The sequence below is a fragment of the Candidatus Caldatribacterium saccharofermentans genome (genome assembly GCF_050267035.1).
Lineage (GTDB): Bacteria > Atribacterota > Atribacteria > Atribacterales > Caldatribacteriaceae > Caldatribacterium > Caldatribacterium saccharofermentans.
Genome location: NZ_CP187957.1, coordinates 2,167,062 through 2,186,641 on the forward strand (window position 1 = coordinate 2,167,062; position 19,580 = coordinate 2,186,641).

General features: G+C 55.4%; 22 protein-coding genes. All 22 read right to left on the reverse strand.

Annotated elements, in window-relative coordinates; all coding sequences use genetic code 11:
* Window positions 1–2: 2 nt before the first annotated feature.
* On the reverse strand, window positions 3–806 hold the full coding sequence (locus ACPT9Q_RS11065) for a phosphatidate cytidylyltransferase (RefSeq protein WP_427365876.1): 804 nt from the start codon (window positions 804–806) through the stop codon (window positions 3–5).
* Window positions 803–1,495, reverse strand: coding sequence for a polyprenyl diphosphate synthase (uppS, locus tag ACPT9Q_RS11070; protein ID WP_017873251.1), 693 nt, complete (start codon window positions 1,493–1,495; stop codon window positions 803–805). The genes ACPT9Q_RS11065 and uppS overlap by 4 nt, the downstream gene beginning before the upstream one ends.
* Window positions 1,492–2,058, reverse strand: a complete 567-nt coding sequence (frr, locus tag ACPT9Q_RS11075) for a ribosome recycling factor (protein ID WP_017873252.1) — start codon at window positions 2,056–2,058, stop codon at window positions 1,492–1,494. The genes uppS and frr overlap by 4 nt, the downstream gene beginning before the upstream one ends.
* Window positions 2,051–2,785 (reverse strand): UMP kinase, encoded by a 735-nt coding sequence (pyrH, locus tag ACPT9Q_RS11080; RefSeq protein ID WP_427365877.1) that lies wholly within the window; start codon window positions 2,783–2,785, stop codon window positions 2,051–2,053. Before pyrH ends, frr begins: the two co-directional genes overlap by 8 nt.
* A complete protein-coding gene (gene tsf / locus ACPT9Q_RS11085) occupies window positions 2,775–3,380 on the reverse strand; it encodes a translation elongation factor Ts (protein WP_017873254.1) in 606 nt (201 codons plus the stop codon). The genes pyrH and tsf overlap by 11 nt, the downstream gene beginning before the upstream one ends.
* On the reverse strand, window positions 3,377–4,174 hold the full coding sequence (gene rpsB, locus ACPT9Q_RS11090; RefSeq protein ID WP_427365878.1) for a 30S ribosomal protein S2: 798 nt from the start codon (window positions 4,172–4,174) through the stop codon (window positions 3,377–3,379). The genes tsf and rpsB overlap by 4 nt, the downstream gene beginning before the upstream one ends.
* A gap of 130 nt (window positions 4,175–4,304) precedes the next feature.
* A complete protein-coding gene (hslU, locus tag ACPT9Q_RS11095; protein WP_427366768.1) occupies window positions 4,305–5,681 on the reverse strand; it encodes an ATP-dependent protease ATPase subunit HslU in 1,377 nt (458 codons plus the stop codon).
* A complete protein-coding gene (gene hslV / locus ACPT9Q_RS11100; protein WP_017872921.1) occupies window positions 5,681–6,223 on the reverse strand; it encodes an ATP-dependent protease subunit HslV in 543 nt (180 codons plus the stop codon). Before hslV ends, hslU begins: the two co-directional genes overlap by 1 nt.
* Window positions 6,220–7,176 carry a site-specific tyrosine recombinase/integron integrase gene (gene xerA, locus ACPT9Q_RS11105; protein ID WP_017872922.1) on the reverse strand — a complete coding sequence of 319 codons (957 nt, stop codon included), beginning with the start codon at window positions 7,174–7,176 and terminating at the stop codon, window positions 6,220–6,222. The genes hslV and xerA overlap by 4 nt, the downstream gene beginning before the upstream one ends.
* Entirely contained in the window at window positions 7,100–8,437 is a 1,338-nt protein-coding gene (gene der, locus ACPT9Q_RS11110) for a ribosome biogenesis GTPase Der (protein ID WP_427365879.1), read from the reverse strand. Before der ends, xerA begins: the two co-directional genes overlap by 77 nt.
* Window positions 8,438–8,500: 63 nt before the next feature.
* On the reverse strand, window positions 8,501–9,352 hold the full coding sequence (gene ispH / locus ACPT9Q_RS11115) for a 4-hydroxy-3-methylbut-2-enyl diphosphate reductase (protein ID WP_017872924.1): 852 nt from the start codon (window positions 9,350–9,352) through the stop codon (window positions 8,501–8,503).
* Window positions 9,315–10,019: a (d)CMP kinase gene (gene cmk, locus ACPT9Q_RS11120; RefSeq protein ID WP_017872925.1), complete on the reverse strand. Its 705-nt coding sequence runs from the start codon at window positions 10,017–10,019 to the stop codon at window positions 9,315–9,317. Before cmk ends, ispH begins: the two co-directional genes overlap by 38 nt.
* Window positions 10,020–10,024: 5 nt before the next feature.
* Window positions 10,025–11,350, reverse strand: a complete 1,326-nt coding sequence (aroA, locus tag ACPT9Q_RS11125) for a 3-phosphoshikimate 1-carboxyvinyltransferase (RefSeq protein WP_017872926.1) — start codon at window positions 11,348–11,350, stop codon at window positions 10,025–10,027.
* Window positions 11,347–11,730 (reverse strand): chorismate mutase, encoded by a 384-nt coding sequence (gene aroH / locus ACPT9Q_RS11130; protein ID WP_017872927.1) that lies wholly within the window; start codon window positions 11,728–11,730, stop codon window positions 11,347–11,349. The genes aroA and aroH overlap by 4 nt, the downstream gene beginning before the upstream one ends.
* Entirely contained in the window at window positions 11,731–12,255 is a 525-nt protein-coding gene (locus tag ACPT9Q_RS11135; protein ID WP_017872928.1) for a cob(I)yrinic acid a,c-diamide adenosyltransferase, read from the reverse strand.
* A complete protein-coding gene (locus tag ACPT9Q_RS11140) occupies window positions 12,252–12,983 on the reverse strand; it encodes a pseudouridine synthase (RefSeq protein ID WP_017872929.1) in 732 nt (243 codons plus the stop codon). The genes ACPT9Q_RS11135 and ACPT9Q_RS11140 overlap by 4 nt, the downstream gene beginning before the upstream one ends.
* A complete protein-coding gene (gene scpB / locus ACPT9Q_RS11145) occupies window positions 12,925–13,518 on the reverse strand; it encodes an SMC-Scp complex subunit ScpB (protein WP_427365880.1) in 594 nt (197 codons plus the stop codon). The genes ACPT9Q_RS11140 and scpB overlap by 59 nt, the downstream gene beginning before the upstream one ends.
* Window positions 13,478–14,092 carry a hypothetical protein gene (locus ACPT9Q_RS11150; RefSeq protein ID WP_427365881.1) on the reverse strand — a complete coding sequence of 205 codons (615 nt, stop codon included), beginning with the start codon at window positions 14,090–14,092 and terminating at the stop codon, window positions 13,478–13,480. Before ACPT9Q_RS11150 ends, scpB begins: the two co-directional genes overlap by 41 nt.
* On the reverse strand, window positions 14,076–15,077 hold the full coding sequence (gene trpS / locus ACPT9Q_RS11155) for a tryptophan--tRNA ligase (RefSeq protein ID WP_038304586.1): 1,002 nt from the start codon (window positions 15,075–15,077) through the stop codon (window positions 14,076–14,078). Before trpS ends, ACPT9Q_RS11150 begins: the two co-directional genes overlap by 17 nt.
* Window positions 15,052–17,655 (reverse strand): CBS domain-containing protein, encoded by a 2,604-nt coding sequence (locus ACPT9Q_RS11160; protein WP_427365882.1) that lies wholly within the window; start codon window positions 17,653–17,655, stop codon window positions 15,052–15,054. The genes trpS and ACPT9Q_RS11160 overlap by 26 nt, the downstream gene beginning before the upstream one ends.
* A complete protein-coding gene (locus tag ACPT9Q_RS11165) occupies window positions 17,633–18,442 on the reverse strand; it encodes a hypothetical protein (RefSeq protein WP_017872934.1) in 810 nt (269 codons plus the stop codon). Before ACPT9Q_RS11165 ends, ACPT9Q_RS11160 begins: the two co-directional genes overlap by 23 nt.
* Window positions 18,417–19,580 (reverse strand): phosphopentomutase, encoded by a 1,164-nt coding sequence (locus ACPT9Q_RS11170; RefSeq protein WP_427366770.1) that lies wholly within the window; start codon window positions 19,578–19,580, stop codon window positions 18,417–18,419. The genes ACPT9Q_RS11165 and ACPT9Q_RS11170 overlap by 26 nt, the downstream gene beginning before the upstream one ends.

Here is a 19,580-nt window from a genome sequence, read left to right on the forward strand (position 1 = left end):
GTTCATCCTCTCCCAAACAAAGCAAGGAGGTACACCAGGGGCCCAACAGCGAAAAAGGCATCAAAACGGTCCAAAACGCCTCCATGCCCGGGGAGCAATTCTCCAGAGTCCTTGACGCTACTTCTTCGCTTCAGGGCAGATTCAAACATATCCCCAAGAAGGGCTACCGGAGGGATAATTGCTCCACAGAGGCAGGACCACGAAAGGGGCAATCTCCCAAGAATACCGATAAGGACGCTTCCAAGGACTGTACTCCCCATCCCTCCAAGAAATCCTTCCCAGCTTTTCCCAGGACTCAGAGAGGGGGCAATCTTATGGTTTCCCCACCGGATTCCGAAAAGGTAGGCGCAGGTATCGTTGACCCACACAAGAAGGGCAAAAAAGAGGAGAAGCCAGGGAGAGAACTCAAGGCCAGTCTTCACCCAGAAGAGGGGGAGGACAAAACAGTACAGGCTCCCAAAGAGGAAGAAGCCCATCCGCTCAAGGCACTTTCTGGTGTCCTGCACCGCCCACCCGGCAAGGAAGAGGGCAATACCGTACCAACCGAGGAGTTTTAGGCTCTGAGTAACCCAGGGCGACGCATACGTCCAGAAAAGCACAATACCCGAGAAGAAAGTGACGAAAAGCTTCCTCTCACCCACAGCAACTTTCCAGTATTCCTGAAAGGCCAGGAAGGAAAGTACAACAAAAAGCCCCACAAGGGTAATTCTGCTTACAAGAACCAGCACCAGGAAAAGGGGGAGGAAGACGGCGATGGTCACCGTTCGTGTCCTAAGGTCAGCCTGGAGAACCATGGCTTTGTTCAACAGAGACCTCCGAACTTCCTTTTTCGGCGGGCGAAATCCTCGAGCGCCTGGTGGAAATGGGAGACGGTAAAATCCGGCCACAGGGTATCGGTGAACCAGAGTTCGGTGTACGCGATTTGCCAGAGGAGGAAGTTGCTGATGCGCTGTTCGCCTCCGGTACGGATGAGGAGATCAGGGTCAGGCTGGTTCTCTGTGTCCAGGAAGACGCGAAACGTCTCCTCGCTCAGAGTGGACCAATCTCCTTGTGTCTTTTGGAAACGCTGCACTGCCCGAAGGATTTCATCCCTTCCTCCATAGTTCAGGGCAAGGTTCAGGGTAAGACCCTGGTTGATTGCTGTTTGCTCCTCAAGCTCGTGCATCACAGTCCTCAGGTGTTCTGGAAGCCCCTCCCGGCGTCCCAGGAAACGAACGCGGACATTGTTCTTCTTAAGCTCTTCTCCATAGCGGAGTATCGCCTCTTCAAAAAGCGCAAGCAACCCCTGAACTTCCTGGAGCGGTCTCCTCCAGTTCTCAGTGGAGAAAGAGTACAGCGTCAGGAACGGAATCCCCAAGCGCCCTGTTTCTTCAACGATAACCCGTACTATTTCAAGACCCCTTCGATGCCCTTCAAGGCGGGGAAGCCCCCGGCGCTCAGCCCATCGCCCGTTGCCATCCATAATGATGGCCACGTGCTGCAGGAGAGCGCTCACACGCTCATAATCTCTTTTTCCTTCTTCTCCCATAGGCCGTCGAGTTCATTGACGTGCTCATCGGTCAGCTTCTGAATCTCGGCCTGGGCCCACTTGCTCTCGTCCTCGGAGATTTTGCCCTCTTTCTCCATTTTCTTCACTTCTTCGTTGGCTTCCCGGCGGAGATTCCGTACCGCTACCTTCCCGTCCTCCACAATCTTTTTGGCCATTTTGGCGATTTCTTTCCTTCGTTCTTCGGTGAGTGGGGGGAGATTCACCCGTATGACGGTGGCGTCAACCGTGGGGTTGAAGCCCAGGTCGGATTTCCAGATGGCCTTCTCGATGAGCGGCAGGGCATTGCGATCCCAGGGCTGAATGAGAATGGTCCGAGCGTCAGGTGTAGTGATGGAGGCGATTTGCTTGAGCTGCACTGTCGTGCCGTAGTACTCTACCTCAAGATGCTCAACAAGCGCAGGAGATGCTCTACCGGTGCGAACATGGGAAAGTTCCTCCCGCACAACATTCACTGCCTGCTTCATGCGTCTCTCAACGTCCTTCAGAAGGGGTTTCAGGAGTTCATTCATATTTTTCCCTCCCCACAAGCGTTCCAACCTTATGCCCCGTGACAATCTTCTGGAGATTTCCTGCCTGGCTGATATTAAAGATGATGATGGGGATGTGGTTTTCCATACACAGGGAAACAGCGGTGGAATCCATAACCTTCAGTCCCCGATTGAGGACCTCAAGGTAATCAAGAGTTTCGAACTTCGCGGCGTCTTTGTGAAAGGCAGGATCCGCCTCGTACACCCCATCGACCTTTGTGGCTTTCAGGAGGGCATCGGCTTTGATTTCTGCAGCCCGCAGGGCTGCAGCGGTGTCGGTGGTGAAGTATGGATTCCCCGTTCCACCGGCAAAGATCACCACTCTTCCCTTTTCGAGATGCCGAATGGCCCTTCTCCGGATGTAGGGTTCTGCTACCTCCCGCATCTCAATTGCCGTCTGCACCCTGGTTGGGATTCCCCGCTCTTCAAGGAAATCCTGCAAAGCCAGGGCGTTGATGACCGTAGCCAGCATGCCCATGTAATCCGCTGTAACCCGACTGATGCCCTTTTCTCCAGCACTCCTTCCCCGAAAGATGTTCCCTCCTCCCACCACCACGGCAACCTCAACACCCAGGGACCGAACAGCGTCGATTTCTGCTGCAAGGTAAGCAAGCACCTGCGTATCGATTCCCGAGGGGAGAGACCCTTTGAGTGCCTCCCCCGAGAGTTTCAGAAGGATTCTCTTGAAGCGCAATGAATCACTCGTCATCTCCTTCACCCAGCTTAAAGCGGACAAAACGCCGCACTACGATGTTCTCCCCGAGTTTGGCGATGGCCTCAACGAGAAGGTCCCTCACCTTTTTCTCAGGGTCACGGATGTACTCTTGTTCGAGAAGGCAGTGCTCCTCGTAGAACTTCTTCATCTTCCCTTCCACAATCTTCCGCTTCACTTCTTCAGGCTTGTTGCTCTCTTTGAGCTCTTCCCAGTAGAAACTTTCTTCTCGTTTGCGGACCTCTTCAGGAACGTCCTCAGGAGAAATCCAGCGAGGAGCCTGTGCAGCAATCTGAAGGGTAAGCTCCTTCACGAGATTCCGAAATTCTTCAGTGCGGGCAACAAAGTCTGTCTCGCAGTTCACCTCAACGAGCACTCCGATTTTCCCATCCGTGTGGACGTAGGCACCAATCAGCCCCTCCCGGGCGGTACGTTCTTTCTTTTTTGCTGCAATCTCGATGCCTTTCCGGCGGAGAATTTCACAGGCTTTTTCCAGGTCTCCCCCGGCCTCAAGGAGGGCCTTCTTACAGTCCATGACCCCTGCACCGGTTCGATTCCTGAGTTCTAAAATGTCCCTGCTGTTGACGCTCATTGTTCTTCCTCCTCAAGCTCCTCAAGTTCTTCAAGGATGGCTGAAGCCTCCTCCTGGGTTTCCTCAGGGATGGCGACTCCCGTGGTGGGCACAACGTCAGCGCCCTCTGTGGCCAACCGCCGGCCTTCAATAACAGCATCGGCAATGAGAGAGGCAAAAAGACGGATGGCACGAATAGCATCGTCGTTGCCCGGGATGACGTAGTCGATTTCATCTGGGTCGCAATTCGTGTCCACGATGGCAACAATGGGAATTCCCAGACGACGAGCCTCAAGAACAGCGTTTCGTTCCCTGCGGGGATCGACGATGAACAGACAATCGGGTAAGCGTTCCATATCCCGGATACCACTCAGGTACTTCACCAGGCGGGCTTTCCTCTTGAGAAGCTGCATGACCTCTTTTTTCGGGAGCTTCTCCAGAAGCCCTCTGGCCTCCATGGCTTCGATGTTCTTCAGGCGCTCAACACTCTTCCGAATGGTGGCAAAATTCGTGAGCATGCCGCCCAGCCAGCGCTGGTTGACGTAGAACATGCCACAGCGCTGAGCTTCCTGCTGGATGGCCTCCTGAGCCTGCTTTTTCGTCCCCACAAAGAGCACCGTACCACCCTGGCGGGCGAGTTCCTTCACGAAGTTGTACGCTTTCTCAGTGAGCTCAACGGTTTTCTGCAGGTCGATGATGTAGATGTTGTTCCGCTCGGTGAAAATGTACGGCTTCATTTTGGGGTTCCATCGCCGGGTCTGGTGGCCGAAATGAACCCCTGCCTCGAGCAGCTGCTTCATGGTAACAACAGCCATAGACCGATCCTCCTTCCGGTTTTTTCCTCTGCGGGGAGAACCATAAAAGGCACCGGAGGGTTCCCCGCATGCGTGCTCAAAACCTGGGTAAGTATAGCACGAAGGGCAGGAACGCCACAAGTCCCCCTCATCAGAGAATGTACCTTGTGACGTCTTCATCCTTAAGGATATCCTGGAGCTGTTTTCTGACGTACTCCCGGTCGATCACGATGTGCTGCCCCTTAAGACGCGGTGCGTTGAACGAGATGTCCTGGAGGACCTTTTCCACAACGGTGTACAGCCTCCGCGCTCCGATGTTCTCCATCTTCTCGTTCAGCGAGTAGGCGATGTGGGCAATCTCGCGGAGAGCATCTTCGGTAAAATCAATAGAAACCCCTTCGGTGGATAGCAAAGCCTTATACTGTTTCACCAGAGAGTTGTATGGCTCAACAAGGATTCGGTAGAGGTCCTCTTCAGAGAGTGGAGAGAGCTCTACCCGGATAGGGAAACGTCCCTGGAGCTCAGGGAGAAGGTCTGAAGGCTTGGACTGGGAAAAGGCTCCTGCAGCAATGAAGAGGATGTGGTTTGTCCGAACAGGACCGTGTTTTGTCAGAACTGTTGAACCCTCAACGATGGGGAGGAGATCCCGCTGTACGCCACCCCGGGAGACGTCCGGTCCATATCCCCCTCCTGGAGGGGAAACAATTTTGTCGATTTCATCGATAAAGACGATACCCGTTTCCTCCACCCGTCGGATGGCTTCCTGCACGACGTCGTCCATATCGATAGCTCTCTGAACCTCCTGGTTGAAGAGAACCTCCCGGGCATCCTTGATCTTCATTCGCTTTCGCTTCCTCCGGGGTGGAAAGAGGCTTCCGAAAACGTCCCGCAGGTCAATGCCCAGGCTTTCCATGCCACTTGCGGCAACAAATTCCACCGGGAAAGAGCTCTCTTCAACTTCGATCTCAATGATGCGTTCTTCAAGCTCTCCCCTGCGGAGTTTCTCCCGGAGTTTTTCTCGAGTCCTGGTGAGTGAAGCAGAGACCGTCGGCCATACCACATCCACCCGGGGCGAGCTTTCGAAGTCTGCTTCCTCGTCCCTTCCAGAGTCCTGGGCCATGAGAGCGTCAAGAATTCTTTCCTCCACGATTTCCCGCACTTTCTCTTCCTGAGTTTTGATCCGTTCGTTTTTCACCATGCGAATGGCGAGCTCAGTGAGATCCCGGATGATGGACTCCACATCCCGGCCCACATACCCGACCTCGGTGAACTTCGTCGCCTCCACTTTCAAAAACGGTGCATTGGTGAGTTTCGCAATACGACGGGCGATTTCTGTTTTCCCAACCCCTGTCGGACCAATCATGATGATGTTCTTTGGGGTGATTTCCTCAGCGATTTCTGGGGGGAGCATCCGCCGCCGCATCCGGTTCCTGAGGGCGATAGCCACACACTTTTTGGCTTCACTTTGCCCCACGATGTATTTATCAAGTTCCCGCACGATTTCCTCTGGGGTGAGACTCTCCTCCATCACGTTCTTTCCTCCCCTAAGGTTTCCAGAAAAACATTGTCATTGGTGTAAATGCAGATTTCCGAGGCAATCTGGAGGGCAATACGGGCAATGTCCCGGGCTTCGAGATTGGTATGGCGCAGAAGCGCCTTTGCCGCTGCTAAGGCGTAGTTTCCTCCTGAGCCGATAGCGGCCACCGGCTCATCGGGTTCGACTACATCACCCCGACCAGAGATAAGGAAAATATGGGAGGTGTCCATAGCCAGAAGCAATGCGTCCAGCTGGCGTAACACCTTATCGGTCCGCCACATCTTTGCCAGTTCTATCGCTGCACGGGGAAGATTGCCACCGTACATGTTGAGCTTTTCCTCAAGGCGTTCAAGCAAGGTCAGACAGTCGGCCCCGCTCCCTGCAAAGCCCGCCAGTACTCTGTCCTGGTAGAGCCGCCGGATCTTCCTGGCTCCCCGCTTCAAGACGGCCTCGTTCATGGTCACCTGGCCATCACAGGCCATGGCGCCTTTTCCATCTTTCAGGACAGCAATAACAGTAGTTGCACGTATCACGTCTCTTTCTCCCTCGCTCTCCGGGCATGAGGATGGGCATTCTCGTATACCTTTTTCATTTTATCCCAGTCAAGGTGAGTGTACACCTGAGTCGTGGATAAACTCGAATGCCCCAGGGCCTCCTGGATGACACGCAGCTCTCCCCCACCAGCGAGGAAGTGGGTAGCGAAACTGTGCCGGAAGATGTGGGGGAAAACCCTCTTCCCCCAAATGCCGGCTCTACTCGCTGCATTCTCCACAATGTTCCTGATCCCCCGGGGCGTGAGGGGTTTTCCAGAGCGGTTCACAAAGAGGAATTCGGCCTTCGGGAAGGCGGTGCGCCACAGTTCAAGATACTTCTCCAGGGCCTTTCTTGTGGCTTCGTTGAAAGGAACAATTCGTTCTTTCCCCCCCTTTCCTCGCACCCGGATTGTGTTCTTCGTAAAGTCTATGTCTTCGAGCCGTATCCGAGAAGCTTCGCTCACCCGCACACCACTTGCGTAGAGGAGCTCAAGGAGCGCCCAATTCCGCACCCGGGAGAAATCCCTGGGGTGTTCGTCCCTTTCCCGTTCCAGAGTATCAAGGATCTTCGTGACCTCCTCCTGGGTCAGAAACTGGGGGAGTTTTTTCTCCACGCGGAGCTGCCCAAGCCCATCACAGGGGTTCTCCGAGAGGAAACCACGGCGACGCAGGAACCGGAAAAAGCTCCGAAGGACTGAAGCACGATGGCTCTGGGAAATCCGTTTCAACTTGCGGTGTACACGGAGATACACAAAGAAGTCATTCACATCCTGGGTGTCCACAAAACAAAGGTCTTTCCCCCGGGTCCGCAGGAATTCCACGAATTGACCAAGAACACGAAAATAGTTCTCCAGGGTGTGGGGAGAACACCGTCGCTCATTCTGGAGATAGTTCCAGTACGCTCTGAGGTACTCTCTCTCCTTCTCGCTGCACTGTGATTCGAAGCGGTACACCTTCCCAGTCCATCTCCTCTCGCAGGACCTTCTCGATAATATTCAGACACTGTTCTTCTTCATCCTTTTCCCGGATACCCTCCACCACTGCAAGGAAATGGGGTGGAGCTACACCCTGTTGAAGAAGCATCTCCAGGCTGGGTTTCCTCCTTCTGGGAAGCATAGAAAACTGTCGGCGAATTTTCTCTCGAACTCTCCCCCTGAGGACATCTTCTCGAACCGTCTGGTGGAAACGGGTGACCACACCGGCCATGAGGGGGAGGAGTGTTTCTCGAACCAAAGAGGCATCAAGGGCTGAGCCAGCGCGAAATGCTGCATAGTAGAGGGCAGGAAGGTCAACGCGAGCCCTTTCACAGAGCTCCATAAGGGACAGGTTGGGGTTTCTGACAAGGAGCGCGTCAACTTTGTTTACGAACACAATACAGCATTTGTGCAGTTGGGCAATTTCGCGAGCAATCCTCCGGTCCTGGCGGGTCACGCCCTGAAAGGGATCAAGAACAAGAAGACAGAGCTCGGCGTCGGCAAGGCGTTCCGTGGTCCGAAACGTTGCGTACAGCGTAACCCGATCCCGGATGTTTTTCCTCCTGGGGAGGCCAGCGGTATCCACAAGAAGGTAGTAGCCGTAAGATCCTCGCAACGGGGCTTCAACGGCATCCCTCGTGGTTCCAGGCACCGGACTCACGATAGCCCGCTCCTCCCCAAGGAGGCTGTTGAAAAGTGTTGACTTGCCCACATTGGGTTTCCCCACAATGGCCACAGGAATGCCTCCTGAAGGGGATATCGCAGAGGCTTTGGGATTCCTGAATTCCTTGAGTTCCTGGAAGATGGCCTCCTTGAGGCGGGCAATGCCATCTCCATGCTTTGCGGAAATCTGGAAAACCTTTCCTCCCGCGAGCTCGAGAATCTCAGGAGGAGGTGACTCATGGGTGAGGCCCTCGCGTTTGTTCACCACCACAAAGAATGGTCGCTGCTTCCTGCGAAGTGTGGCAATGACCTCGGCCTCTACCCTAGTCAGTGGTACCCGCCCGTCGACAAGAAAAAGGACAAGCTGGGCTTCGTCAACGAGCCGCCAGACACGCTCCTCCACCGCCTTTTGCAACCCTTCCTCTCCCAGGGATATCCCTCCGGTGTCCACCAGGCGTATTGCAAGACCTTTCACTGACACCACACGTTCAATCCAGTCCCGGGTGACACCCGGGGTGGGGTCCACGATGGCGACCCGTTCACCCACAAGGAGGTTGAAAAGGGTCGACTTGCCCACATTCGTCCTTCCGACAAGGACGCAGAGAGGAAGGTTATCCCTCATGGCCAAAGAACCCCAATGCTACAGTGACTGAAGATAGGTAACGACTTCCTGAACAACCCAGTCCGGAGTTGACGTGCCACTCGTGATGAAAAACGATGCCCTCTTTGGGAGCGAAAGCGATCGGAGCTCAGCGGCGTTCTCCACCCAGAACACCGGCACCCCTCGCCTTTCGGCGAGGACGAAGAGCGAACGGGTATTGGCACTGTGTTTTCCTCCAACAACAATAACCACATCCCCCGGATTTTGTTCCAGGTTTTGCTCAAGCTCCCTTTGGCGCTTTTCGGTTTCATCGCAGAGGGTATGGACTATCCGAACCCCCAAGAGGCCTTGCTCCCGAACCCAGTTCTCGAATTGCTGCAAAAGAACGCTGGGAAAGGTTGTCTGGGCCAGCACGGCAAAGGGGCCCTGGTGGTCCACAGCAAAGGCCTTCTGCCACTCTTCCGGGGTTGCAACGACCTGCGCTTGCTTTTTGAGGACGCTCAGAAGGGCCTGGACCTCAGGGTGCGAAGCCTTTCCAAAGACTACAAGGCGGTATCCTTCCTCCTCAAGCCGCCGGGCCAGAACCTGAACCCGTTTCACCTTCGGGCAGGTTGTGTCGACGATGGTCGCGTTCTTCCTCAGGAGTTCTTCCTGTACATCCTTCGGTATCCCGTGGGACCGGGTGACCACAACAGCTCCGGAGGGAATCTCCTCGGGATTCTCGACGATGCGGGCACCTCTGGCACGGAACATTTCCATAGCGTCGTGATTGTGCACGAGCTCCCCCAGAAAGTACACCGGGCCCCCAAGCTCAAAAGAGCGCTCCGCAAGCGCGAAAGCCTGCCGTACCCCCTTACAGAACCCGAAAGAGGCAGCCACACGAACCTCCATGGTTTTCCTCCGTCGCCATGATGTAGAGTTTCTCCACCACTTCCTCTACGGTGAGGTGTGAGGTATCAACAACCACCGCGTCTTGAGCCTGCTGCAGGGGAGCACAGGACCTCTGGGAATCGATGCTGTCTCTTTCCAGTACGTTTTTCAAAACCACCTTGTAATCCACTTTCTTCCCCCGCAAGGCGAGTTCCCGCCATCGCCTCCTGGCTCGAACCTCCGGGAGAGCGGTGAGGAAAACCTTGAGGTCCGCTTCAGGAAGGATAACCGTTCCAATGTCTCTTCCCTCAACTACCGAAGGTCGGGAGAGCGCAATACGCCGCTGCACCTCCCTGAGAAAGTTCCGCACTTCGGGTGCTTTTGCCACATAGGAGACGAGTGCGTCGACTTCAGGAGTCCGGATGTCCCGGGAAACATCTCGGCCGTTCAGGAAAATCCTGGTCTCGTCCCCGGGGCAAATGTCGATGCGTACGGACTGGAGGAAACGGGCAATTTCTCCCCTTTCCAGGTCCTCCTTTCCCAGACCGAGTTCGAGGAAGTGCAGCGTCACGGCCCGGTAGAAAGCCCCGGTATCGAGGTAGAGGTAACCAAGCCGCCAGGCAAGAAGCCGGGCAACCGTGCTTTTCCCCGCTCCGGCAGGGCCATCAATGGCGATGTGCTGTTTCACGGCCTTTAGCAAGCCTCCTCGACGGTGACGCTCTGGACGCCAAGCTTTCCAAGGTCTGTGAAAAAGGAAGGGTAACTCACATCCACACAGTCGACGTCCTCAACCGCCACGCCTTCTTCGCCCAGAAGGCCGGCGACGATGAAGCTCATGGCAATCCGGTGGTCGCCAAAGCTCTGCACGGTTCCACCCCGAAAGGCGCATGGGCCATGGATGACGAGGCCGTCCTCTTTTTCCTCGACGTTCACCCCCAGGGACTGCAGGCCCCGAGCAATGGCGAAAAGGCGGTCACTTTCCTTTACCCGGAGTTCCTGAGCGCCGGAGATGACCGTTGTCCCCCTGGCTTTGGCCGCAATCACGGCAAGGATGGGGATTTCGTCAATCAAAAGGGGGATCTCCTCCGGCTCCACAGATGTGGCCACGAGCTCGGAGTACTCAACGAAAATATCCCCCCGGTCCTCTCCGAAAGTTTTTCGTCGCTCAAGTACACGGTACCTTCCACCCATCCGTTCAAGGCACCGGAGGAACCCTGTCCGTGTTGGATTTAGCCCTACATCCTGAATGAGGAGGGAACTCCCGGGAATGCAGAGCGCAAGGGCCATAAGGAAGGCGGCCGAAGAAATGTCCCCCGGAAGGTCAAAGGAAGAGGCAGAGATTCTCCTGGGGGGCTCAACGGTGATGACTCCATGGTCTTCGTGAAGCGGTACGCCCACATACCGGAGCATATTCTCGGTATGGTTCCGTGATGGAAGAGGCTCAACAATGGTGGACTTCCCCTCTCCCCACAGGGCAGCAAAAAGGAGTGCGGATTTCACCTGAGCACTGGGAACTTCGAGGACATGGTGGAAAGGCAGGACGCTGCCCTTCCCCCGTATGAAGAGAGGAGGGAAACGGTCTCCCCCTCTCCCCCCAATCTCCACCCCGGCTTTCCTGAGGGGTTCGATAACCCGTCGCATCGGTCGGCGGCGAAGGCTCTCATCCCCTGTGAGGACCGTTAACCCCCGGATTCCTGAAGCAATCCCTGCCATGAAACGGATTGTTGTTCCCGAATTCTCTGCGTTCAGGACATCCTCTGGTTCCCTGAGCGCAGACAACCCTCCGCTCCGGATGACCACCTTCCCCTCTTCGGGAAACGTGTGAACCTCAACCCCCAGAGCACGGATGCAGGAGAGCGTTGCAAGGCAGTCGCGACAGAAGGAGAACCCATTGATAGAAGTTTCTCCCTCGCTCAGGGCCCCAATGAACGCCGCTCGATGGCTCAGGGATTTATCCCGCGGACACAGGATTGTCCCCTGGAGGGTACCCCGGAAGGGTGATACCAGAGCGCGTCTCACGTCTTCCCTCCTCTCTGACAAAGGTCTTTCCGTAAGGACTGGGCCCCACGGAGGTAAACGTGACGAACCTCCTGTGGGCCTTTTGGAGTATGGGCGAGGACAAGCATTCGAATGCACTTCTGTAAAGCTCCCTCCACGTCCATTTCCTGGGCGCAGAGGATGGGGATATAGCGGAAACATTCCTGTTCCCTGATGACCTCCGCAGGGAAGACCGACCTGAGATCCGGTGTAGCAGTGATGAAGACCCCTGCGATGTCGTCGGGGGAAAGTTCGTTCTCTGCGAGGATCTGGGTGAAGAGCTCAAGGCTTGCCTGCTTGATCTCTTCCCGCTCATCCCGGTCAACCGTTATTGCCCCCCGGATTCCGCGTACGACCTTCACTCAGTATTCGAACCCCCTTCGCGCCTGAATCCCCCTCTCAAGAGGATGGCGAATGTTCCGTATCTCAGAAACGAGGTCGGCAACTTCAAGGAGTTCCTGGGGGACCTTTCTCCCTGTCAGGACGACCTCCACCCAGGGTTTTCGGGAAGCAAGAACCTCGGAGAACTCCTGAAAGGTGAGGAGCCCCCAGAAGAAAGCATAAGGGAATTCGTCGAGAATGACAAGGTTATGAGTGCCTTCAAGGAGGGCCATACGGGCCATGTACCAGCCACAGAGGAACTCCTGCCTTTCAAGAGGTCCAGGATTCCCATTCCGGATAAATGCCCCGGTTCCAAACTGGTAGTATTCCACTCCTGGGAGGAATTGAACCGCCGCAATCTCTCCCGAAAACCTCCCTTTGAAGAAAGCGAGAAAAAGGGTTTTCTTTCCGTGTCCAACAGCTCGCAAAAGCACCCCCAAAGACGCGGAGGTTTTGCCCTTCCCATCTCCAAAGAAGAGCTGCACAAGGCCTTTCTCTTCTTTCACGTCTGCCTCCGCTCTGCAAGATATGCCCTGAGTTTCTCCTCCTCATCCTTCCGGAGATACCGCCATTTCCCTGGAGGAAGCTCCGGGTCCAGAGTAAGAGGTCCCATGCCCACACGGATGAGCCGTATCACGGGAAAACCCAAGGCGTCAAAGAGGATCCGGACTTCGTGTTTTTTCCCCTCCGTCAGCACCACCTCAACGAGCGAGGTTTCTCCTTTTTTCTCAAGCACCTGGCCAGACACAATGCGGTAGCATTCCTCCCCCCGAGGAATCCCCGCCTTAAGCCTTTCGAGGTCTTCAGCTTGAACCTCTCCCTGAACATGGACAAGGTACCTCTTCTCCACGCCGAACCTGGGATGGGTGAAGACGTACGTGAGGAACCCGTCGTTTGTGAGGAGCAATAACCCCTCGCTGTCCCGGTCCAGGCGACCGACCGGGAACACGCGGTACGGGATATTCTGGAGGAGCTCGGCAATGGTCTTCCGTCCGTAAGGGTCTTTGAGGGTCGTGAGATACCCACGGGGTTTGTGGAGCTCAATGTACACATGGTGCTCCACCGGGCGCACCGGAACATTATCCACGAGAACAAGGTCGTTTTCTGAGACTCGCGTGGCCGGATTCGTCACCACGACTCCATTCACCGTCACTCTTCCCTCTGCAATAAGCTGGTCACATTTTCTCCGCGAGGCCACTCCGGCCCGGGCCAGGAATTTGTTGAGCCGTTCCATAGCCTTTCTCCCCAAGAAGACGCTTCAGCTTCTCGAGTTCTTCCTCTCCCTCAAGCCCAAAGGTCTGAAAGAACTTCTCTGTTACCCGGTAAAGAAACGGTCGACCAGGAGCGGAACTCCTTCCGCAGACGGTGACAAGGCCTGTTCTGAGAAGGGTTCGGAGAGCCTGGGTAGAGTCTACTCCTCTTCTAAGGTCAATGTCAACCTTTGTCACAGGCTGGTACAAGGACACAATGGCCAGAGTCTCAAGGGCGCTGCGGGAAAGCGTCCTTGAGAAGCTACGGCGGAGGCGTTCCCGAAGCAATGCCCCGTACTGAGGACGAACAATCATCTGCCACTTCTTCCCCACCCTTCGGATGGCCAATGCTCCCTCCCGGGCTTCATAGGATTGCTTGAGCTCCTGAAGGGCATGGAGGATTTCCTCTTCGTTCCTCCCTGTTACCCGTTCCATCTCCCCCAGACTCACGGGGTGGGGGGAAGAGAAAAGCAATCCCTCAAGGAGATTCTGCAGCATTTTCCGGTCCTGCCCATCCAAGGAGGATCTCTCCGTTTCTTCCCTGCCGCATGAACAGAACGTTTCGGAAGACCAGGTCAAGGAGCACAAGAAACGTGGCAATCGTCATTTTTTTGTCTTTGCAGTCGCTGAAGAAGTGCCCCATGGGAAGGAGGAGGTTTTCGCGACACTGGGAGAGAATCACCCTGCGCCTTTCTTCAAGAAGGTGTGCAAATTCAGTGTCGGGAAGTGGCAGACGTTCCTCTACCCCTTCCCCAAGGTACAGTCCGTAGAGTTCCAGAAGGTCCTGGAGGCCGAGGGCGCAGGGATCATGAGCCACCTCTGCACCGAGAGCTTTCCGGCGCTCTGGCGGAGCGCCTATGATGTTCTCCTCCCTCCTCTGGAGGGCTTCTAGAGCCTCCACGAAGAGCTCGAAAAAGTCCTTTTCATGCTGCGCTTTGTGAGGTTCTTCATGTTCTCCTTCCCTGTCCCCAAGGGCCTTCGCCAGTTCCTCCTGGAGAAAGTTCAGGAGTTCTTCGAGAACGCCTGCTCGCTCAAGAAAAGAAGAACACTGGGCAAGACGATTCTCCCAGTACGCTCTATCGCGCGATTCCATAATGGATGCCCATGGCCCTTCGGGCCTCTTCCAGAGTCTCCCGGGCAAGGAGGCGGGCTCTCCTGCTTCCCTCAACGAGAATCTCTCGTACAAGTTCTTGTTTGCCCTCGTATTCTCCCCGGTGCGGAGCAATGGTTTCGAGGAACCGGATCAGGTGTTCTGCCAGTTCTTGCTTGCAGGTCACACATCCCAGGGTCCCACTCCGACAGTCTCTTTCAATTTCTTCCACCCTCGTGTTGCCGGTGGCTCTGTGGAAGGTGAAAACGTTACACCGCTCAGGATGCCCCGGGTCGTTCCTGCGGATTTTCTCAGGATCTGTGAACATTGCCAGGACCTTTCGGCGAACCTCCCCGGGAGGCTCGGAAAGCCCAATATGGTTTCCGAGGCTTTTGCTCATCTTCCTCCCATCGATTCCCAGGATGCGAGGGGAGTCAGTGAGCAGAGCCTGGGGTTCAGGGAAAACCGGAGCATACAAACTGTTAAACCGGCGGGCGATTTCCCGGGTAATTTCGATGTGGGGAACCTGGTCTTCCCCCACGGGGACCTTGCTCGCCTTGTAGATGAGGATATCAGAGGCCATGAGTACCGGGTACCCCAGGTGGCCGTACCCCACGGCCTCTTTAAGGCCCATATCCTGGAGCTGCTGTTTGAGGACCGGATTTCGCTCAAGCCACCCCACGGGGGTGATCATGGAAAACAGGAGGTGGAGCTCAGCGTGCTCTGGCACAAGGGACTGGACCATGAGGAGGCACTTCTGGGGGTCAATTCCCACGCTCAGCCAGTCCGTCACCATGTCGATCATGTGTGTCTCAAGATCCTTTGTGTTCTCAAAAGACGTCGTCAGGGCATGCCAGTCGGCCACCCCAAAAATGCACTCGTACTCATGTTGCAGGCGGACCCAGTTCCTCAGAACCCCAAAGTAGTGTCCGATGTGCATCTGTCCAGTTGGTCGCATACCGCTAAAAATGCGTTCTCTTCCGGTCATTGTTCATCCTCTCCAGAAAAGCCCGTACGAAATGTTCCCCCTCTTTGGGAGTTGTGACTTCTCCATCGAGCTGGGCAAGGAGAAGTTCATGGAGAATTCTACCATATATCGGTCCTTTCGGGATGCCCAGGGCCTCGAGAGCAAGACCATCGAGAATGGGTCTTGCGTTCCTCCATTCTCTGAGGTATTGTTCGATACGCTTGTGAACCATCCCCTCGTGTTCGGCAAGAAGGAGGAAAAGGAATTCAAGGGGTATGGCAGAGCACAGGAGGTAAACCCGGGAATTTTTGAGAGATTCCTGGGAGAGCTCCACTAAGGTTTGCTCTCGCTTTTCGTGAAAGGTCGCGATTTTTTGAACGCTCTTTTTTGACAGAGAGAGCCTGGCTTTGAGGTTCTCGAGGAACTGCAGGTCCATGGAACCAAAAAGGGGCGAAAGCTTCAGAAGGAAAGGATCACAGGAGGAGGTGTCATGGATGCGCAGAATGTCCAGGAGTTTCCTGTAAACGGTCTCGAATTCCTTCTTCCAGATGCATCCAGGAAAGAGGGTAGAAAACATATCGAGCTGGTACATTCGGAAAAGGTAGCGAGGAAAATCGGGAAGTGCAAGGATAAGAGAGAGTTCCTCTTTGAGGCGGTCTGGCTTGATTTTCATGAGGAAGCTCTCCCGGACAGTCTGCTGCAAAAGACTCAGGGTGAAAGGTTCGATGGAAAAACCGTACTTCCCCTCAAAGCGAACGGCCCGGATGGCCCGGGCAGGGTCTTCCACAAAGCTTAAGGGATGGAGAACCCGGAGGACGCCCTTCTCAAGGTCCTTAAGGCCTCCGAAGAAATCAAAAAGTTCCCCCCAGTTGTCGGGATGGAGACTGATGGCCATAGCGTTGACGGTGAAATCTCGCCGGAAAAGGTCTCGCCGGAGGTTGGCGTATTCCACCTGGGGAGAGGCCCCGGGAAAGGCGTAGAACTCGTGACGTGCCGAAGCGAGGTCAATTCTCTTTCCATCCGGGAGGAAGAGGATGGCGGTTCCAAAGGGGGGATACGGAACGACCTTCCCTCTGAAGCGGTTGCCAAGAAGACGGGCGAAGGCGATGGCATCTCCCTCAACCACAAGGTCGAGGTCTTCATTGGGCACCCCAAGGATAATGTCCCGGACCACTCCCCCCACGAGGTAAACCTTAACACCGGCACGCTTCGCAGTTTCAGCCACCTGCTCAAGGAGTAGAAGATAATCCCGTCCAAAGTGCTGGTAGAGTTTTTCCGCTAAAGACACACGGGTCATGTGCTGGAGCACAAGATTCTCCTTCTGGTGCATGGCCCGCAGGACATCGCTTCGGGTAATGATGCCCAGGATTCTTCCGTCCTTCACCACCGGAACTCTCCCCACGTCCTTTTCCACCATCAGATTCCGTACCCGGACCAGGGATTCCTCAGGACCTACCGTGACGAGTTGGGAAGACATGAAGCTCCTCACGGGAGCCCAGCGCAGACCATGGTGCAAGGCCTTTTCCACATCTCTTCGGGCAATGAGCCCAACCAGTTTCCCCTCCCTGTCTACGACCGGAAGGCCAGAAAAACCAAAGCGCAAAAGGAGGGCGAAGGCCTCCTCAATGGTCGTCTCTGGAGAAACGGTTTTCACTGGATGCGACATCACCTCAAAGGCCCTGGTAAAAGAAACCGACCGATACAGGAGGTGACGGATTTCCTCCTGGACTTCTTCAGGGCTCCGGTTGCGGAAGGTAGCAGAGGCCGCACTCTGATGCCCTCCTCCACCGATTTTCCCGAGAATCTCATGGAGGTTGACTCCCTCAAGACGGCTTCGCGCAATGACATGGACTTTGTTCTCCATGGCAAAGATACCAAAGAAGACCTCTATGTCCTCCATTTCCATGAGCCGGTGCACAAGAAGCGATATGCCCTCAAGATACTGTGGAAAAGAGAGAACGCAGAAATGCACGGGAACACCATTGATGTCCTCTACAGTAAGGGCACGGACCATGGCCCTGAGGACCTCTTCCTGTTCCTTCGTGAGCACCACCCGTGTGAATCGGGGGATGTAGCTCACCATGCCCCCCTGGGAGAGCAGGAAGGACGCAGCCTGGAGGTCAAAAGCGGTCGTGGTGGGAAAGGTGAAGGATCCGGTATCCTCGTAGATGCCAAGAAGGAGCAAGGTGGCCTCAAGGGGAGAAAGGGGTAAGGATGCTTCCCTGATTTTTTCTACCAGGATAGTGGTGCAGGCACCGCAGTTTCTGAGGAGTGTACGTGGGGGGATATCCTTTTCCTCCACCGGGTGGTGGTCAAAGATGAAGTAGTCAACCCGGTTTTCCCGAATGAGGTGGCCTGCTTTGCTCAGCCGTTCAAGATATACCGTATCGACGACGTAGATGGTCTCCACGGCGTTCCAGTCCACATCTCTTTCAGTGAGGAAAGGGAAGAACGTGCCGTGGAGGGAGAGGAAGTGCCGGACGTTGGGGTTAACCGTCCCCCAGAGGACAATATGGGTTCCGGGGAAAACCTTGGTCACGGCAAACATGGAGGCAAAGGCATCGAAATCCGTTCCTTCATGACTCACAACGATTTTCATGGAGAATCTCCGTCACAATGTGATGGAGGAATGTTCTGAGGAGAGGCTTCTGGGTTTCTGCAAGAGATAGAACTTCCTCATGGGAGAGGGGAAACGGCGAGAGTCCCGTTCCCCAGTTGGTTACAAGGGAAAGAGCCAAAACCTTCATACCAAGGCCCCTCGCCCACTTCGATTCTTTCACCGTTGACATCCCCACGGCATGTCCTCCCAGGAATCCAAGCATCTGGATTTCTGCCTTCGTCTCAAAAGAAGGCCCAAGAACCCCAACATACACGCCCTCAAGGGCAGAAAGTCCGCAGGCCCAGGCTCCCCGCAGGGCCAGATACCGGAGCTTTTCGTCGAAGACGGCCCGGGGGAAACAATCGGGGACGAAGGTCCAGTCTATCTGGTCGGACAAAACCAGGATGCTCCCCGGACGAAGAAAGGGAGAGAGGCTCCCTGAGGCATTGGTGAGAATAACAATCTGCACACCGAGAAAATGCGCAAAAGTGACGGGGAGAAGCACTTCAGGAAGTCCGTATCCTTCGTAGAGGTGAAGGCGTCCCTCAACCACAAGAAGGTGGCCCTGGGGAAGGCGCACAAGGCGAAGAATTCCTTGGTGTCCCGGAACTCCTGGGCAAAGCGAAGGGTGGAGCCTTGCGAGGGTGAATTCCTCAACGGTTTCTCCCTCAACGCATCCGCCCCATCCCGATCCCGCCACGAGGGCACACAGGGGGCGCAGGGGAGAAACACTTGCCACACTCCGGAGGTGCTCAAGAACGTCATCGCGATACAAGGTACGGAGCAAAGCTCTCTCCTGGTCCATACCACCTCACCTCGAAGAGCTCGGCAACGGTAGCTGCCACGTCGGCAAAAGTCTTGCGGATTCCCAGACACCCTCCTCGGGGTGTTCGTGGGGAGAAGGCAAGAAGAAGGGCGTATTCCCGGGAATGGTCTGTACTCGGGGTGGTTGGATCACATCCATGGTCGCTGGTGATGATGAGGATATCGTCTTTCCCCAAAGAAGAGAGAAAACCTTCAAGCTCTCTATCCCACGACTCTAAGGCCTGGGCAAACCCATGGGGGTTGTTACGGTGGCCGTACAGGGTGTCAAAGTCGTTAAAGTTTGCCCATACAAGGGCGATGTCGCCTCTTGGCACCATCTTCTGAAGGGTGGCAAAGGTTTCCTCGTTGTTCTTGGTGGGGAAGCTCTCTGTAATGCCTCGTCCGGCAAAGATGTCCCGGATTTTCCCTATCCCCACAACCTTTTTCCCTTCCTGAGAAAGCACGTCGAGAATGGTTTCACAGGGCGGAGGAAGGGAGAAGTCACGGCGATGAGGAGTCCGGTAGAATGCTCCCGGCTCCCCTGAAAAAGGCCGGGCAATGACCCGGGCAACAGCGTGCTCTCCCGTCATAATGGCTCGAACCCTTTCACACATCGCGTAGAGTTCAGAAAGGGGAACAACCTCCTCATGGGCTGCAATCTGGAGCACGCTGTCTGCTGAGGTGTACACGATGGGGAATCCGGTACGGAGGTGTTCTTCCCCGAGTTCTTCAATAATGGCTGTTCCCGAGGCCGGCTTGTTCCCGAGAACCGGCCGACCGATGGCCTCTTCGATTTTCTCCACGACGTCCTGAGGAAATCCCTGAGGGTACACGGGAAGAGGACGTTCCAGAATAACCCCGGCGATTTCCCAGTGTCCGCTTGTGGTGTCCTTTCCTGGTGATTGCTCAAGCATCTTCCCGTACCACGAAAGAGGATCGCCGGGACGATCAAGGTGCGGAATGTCCTCGAAAAGGCCCAGCCCCAGGCGTTCGAGGTTTGGGAGATGCAGTCCACCCACGGCCAGGGCGGTATTCCTCAAAGTATGACTCCCTTCATCCCCATAGAGATGGGCATCGGGGAGGGCGCCAACACCAACACCGTCAAGGAGCGTGATGAACAC

What these genes read in the sequence shown, in the direction of transcription:
- frr (WP_017873252.1), bottom strand. Translation starts at nt 2,058, where the DNA reads ATGAATGAACTCCTGAAACCCCTTCTGAAGGACGTTGAGAGACGCATG.
- pyrH (WP_427365877.1), bottom strand. Translation starts at nt 2,785, where the DNA reads ATGACGAGTGATTCATTGCGCTTCAAGAGAATCCTTCTGAAACTCTCG.
- tsf (WP_017873254.1), bottom strand. Translation starts at nt 3,380, where the DNA reads ATGAGCGTCAACAGCAGGGACATTTTAGAACTCAGGAATCGAACCGGT.
- rpsB (WP_427365878.1), bottom strand. Translation starts at nt 4,174, where the DNA reads ATGGCTGTTGTTACCATGAAGCAGCTGCTCGAGGCAGGGGTTCATTTC.
- hslU (WP_427366768.1), bottom strand. Translation starts at nt 5,681, where the DNA reads ATGGAGGAGAGTCTCACCCCAGAGGAAATCGTGCGGGAACTTGATAAA.
- ispH (WP_017872924.1), bottom strand. Translation starts at nt 9,352, where the DNA reads ATGGAGGTTCGTGTGGCTGCCTCTTTCGGGTTCTGTAAGGGGGTACGG.
- ACPT9Q_RS11140 (WP_017872929.1), bottom strand. Translation starts at nt 12,983, where the DNA reads ATGGAACGGCTCAACAAATTCCTGGCCCGGGCCGGAGTGGCCTCGCGG.
- ACPT9Q_RS11150 (WP_427365881.1), bottom strand. Translation starts at nt 14,092, where the DNA reads ATGGAATCGCGCGATAGAGCGTACTGGGAGAATCGTCTTGCCCAGTGT.
- trpS (WP_038304586.1), bottom strand. Translation starts at nt 15,077, where the DNA reads ATGACCGGAAGAGAACGCATTTTTAGCGGTATGCGACCAACTGGACAG.
- ACPT9Q_RS11160 (WP_427365882.1), bottom strand. Translation starts at nt 17,655, where the DNA reads ATGAAAATCGTTGTGAGTCATGAAGGAACGGATTTCGATGCCTTTGCC.